Source organism: Bacillus sp. TL12 (genome assembly GCF_022625245.1).
GTDB lineage: Bacteria > Bacillota > Bacilli > Bacillales > Bacillaceae_G > Bacillus_A.
In genome coordinates this window covers 1-2,773 of record NZ_JAJJBY010000116.1, presented here as the reverse complement: position 1 = coordinate 2,773, position 2,773 = coordinate 1, and the positions used below count along the sequence as shown (strand labels likewise).

The 2,773-nt window shown below is 31.4% G+C and carries 2 protein-coding genes and 1 pseudogene; 1 reads left to right on the top strand and 2 read right to left on the bottom strand.

The window, feature by feature from the left end:
• Window positions 1–224 precede the first annotated feature (224 nt).
• The gene (locus LOK41_RS27735) at window positions 225–563 is read right to left on the bottom strand and encodes a DUF2178 domain-containing protein (protein WP_241819314.1); all 339 of its coding nucleotides are present in this window, start codon (window positions 561–563) and stop codon (window positions 225–227) included.
• A 4-nt stretch (window positions 564–567) separates the two neighbouring features.
• The gene (locus tag LOK41_RS27730; protein ID WP_098487660.1) at window positions 568–765 is read right to left on the bottom strand and encodes a helix-turn-helix transcriptional regulator; all 198 of its coding nucleotides are present in this window, start codon (window positions 763–765) and stop codon (window positions 568–570) included.
• A gap of 292 nt (window positions 766–1,057) precedes the next feature.
• Between LOK41_RS27730 and LOK41_RS27725 the strand changes: the two are divergent.
• Window positions 1,058–2,479, top strand: a pseudogene (locus tag LOK41_RS27725) (IS4 family transposase).
• Window positions 2,480–2,773: the final 294 nt, after the last annotated feature.

The window sequence follows — 2,773 nt, the reverse complement described above, 5'->3', positions numbered from 1 at the left end:
GGGTACCGCCACATGCCCATCAACTTAAGAAATTTTAGTACCCCCAAGTATAAAAAATGGTTATTCTTTCTAACTAAACGAGCAAAATCAGAAAGGATAACCGTTGTTTGTGTTGATTTTGAATAAAGATTCATAAAGATTAGAATTTGAATAGCGATTTATCCATATACAAAAATAAATCGTTTAAAACAAAGTAAACTGTCGGTAAACTATCTAAGTAACAACTAAGCACTCATTTTTTTTCTATAATAAATATAGAAAATCCCATACATTACTAAAAGAATAAGTAAAACTTGTATTTCAACATTTTCTTGTAAGATAGTAGCTATCGGTTCTGGAAGATAAGGGGATTTTTGAGCACCACCTAGACCTAATACTTTATTAAAAATTCCAATTATACAAAAGAAAAAGATCCCTGACCAACTTGCTATAATTGCTTTATGTTTAATATCTTTATCTCTTTCATCATCTTTAACCCAAGGAGCTGATCCTTTGTCACTTGTAAAAAATCCATTAATATAAGCCCACAATATAGCCCCTACAAAATATACTAAATAATTCATAATTCTATACTCCTTTCTTTAAAAAAAGTTCATCTACTGTTGTATTCAATACTTCTGAAAGACTAAAAGCTAATTTTAATGTAGGATCGTACTTATTATTTTCAATTGCATTGATTGTTTGTCTACTAACCCCACATTTATTAGCCAAGTGTTCTTGCGACAATCCCTTCTTCTCTCTCAAATCCTTTATAATATTTTTCATATCTCTTCTCCATTTTTTATAATCAAAATGTCAAAAGTTTTTTACATGTCAATTGTAAAAAATCTCAATTGGATTGTCAAATGTTTTTGACACAATGCATTAAGTATATTTGTAATTTTCAAGTGGAATTTGGTAAAAAAGAAGGTGCTAATCCATATTTAAAAGCAAACAAAAAGAAGTTACAATATACGGGGCACGATGCATTACTATCAACTTAAGATGAATTTATACTCATAATTTATAGAAAGCGTTATTCTTTTTGTAGAAATATACAGAAGGGATGATGTTTTTTATGAATCTCTCGATTCAAGATGAATTACAATTATTTGCTGAAGAATTATACCAATATCTTACTCCTTCATTTTTAGAAAGACTTGCTAGAAAACTAGATTTTGTACAACGAAAGCGTAAGTTTTCGGGCCATGATTTATCCACTATCTGTGTTTGGATTAGTCAGCGGGTAGCGAGTGAGTCTTTAGTTAGACTATGCAGTCAACTTCATGCCGCCACAGGAACTCTTATGAGTCCGGAGGGACTCAATAAACGTTTCAATAAAAAAGCTGTTTGCTTTTTAAAACATATTTTCTCTGTATTATTAAAAAATAAAATTTGTGAAACATCGGTAATTCCAAGCTCTTCAATTGCTTATTTTCAACGAATTCGTATTTTAGATGCAACGATTTTCCAAGTGCCAAAACATTTAGCTAGTGTGTATCCTGGATCAGGTGGTTGTGCACAAACAGCGGGTATAAAAATTCAATTAGAATATGATTTACATAGTGGACAATTTTTAAATTTTCAAGTTGAACCAGGAAAAAATAATGATAAGACCTTTGGAACAGAGTGTTTAGCGACACTACGACCTGGTGATTTATGTATTCGAGACTTAGGCTATTATTCACTGGACGATTTAGATCAAATGGATCAACGCGGCGTGTATTATATATCGCGACTCAAATTAAACAATATGGTGTATATCAAAAATGAGTCCCCTGAATATTTCCGAACTGGGGCAATAAAAAAGCAGTCTCAATTTATCAAAGTCGATTTAGAACACATTATGAATACTTTAAAACCGGGACAAGTTTATGAAATAACAGACGCTTATATTGGAAGAGATAAAAAACTATTCACACGAGTCATTATGTACCGATTAACCGAAAAACAACTTCGTGAGCGTAGGAAAAAACAAGTAAATACGGAAAGTAAAAAAGGTGTTACGTATTCAGAAAAAAGTAAACGATTAGTTGGTATGAACATGTATGTTACCAATACTTCTTGGGAGATTGTTCCGATGGAACAAATACATGATTTCTACTCCCTTCGCTGGCAAATCGAAATTATCTTTAAAACTTGGAAATCCCTATTTCAAATTCATCATTGGAAAAATATCAAACAAGAGCGATTAGAATGCCATGTTTATGGAAAGCTTATTGCCATTTTTCTCTGTTCTTCTACTATGTTTAAGATGCGCTAATTAATTTTACAAAAGAAGAAACAAGAATTAAGTGAATATAAAGCAATTGGAATGATTCAAGATCATTTACACATTTTATATCAAACTATACAGCAAAACACCCAAGAAATAACAAAGATCCTAGTCTGCCTGTTCAACCTCCTACAGAAGAATGGACGGAAATCTCATCGATATGAGAAGAAAACAGTCTTTGATATTTTGGGTGTTGTCTATGAATGTAATGGATTGAGAAAGTAAAAGCAAGCTGTATAATTTTTAAAAGTAGGCCTATTGAGGCTTATTTGGAATGCTCATTTTTAAAGACATAAAATATTTTAAGCATTTTTTAATTCATATGAACGAAAGTTCATTTTGTTTCCATTCTTAAGTTGATGGGCATGTGTTCTTCCCCCATCGCCATCAAGCTAACAGAAATAGAAAACTAAAGTCCGATGAACTTACGTTCAACTTCTGTCTGTTTCTTGTATTATTCACTCTTATATTTAAAAATGAGTATGCCAAAGAAACATCCGAATTTTGGATGTTTTTTAT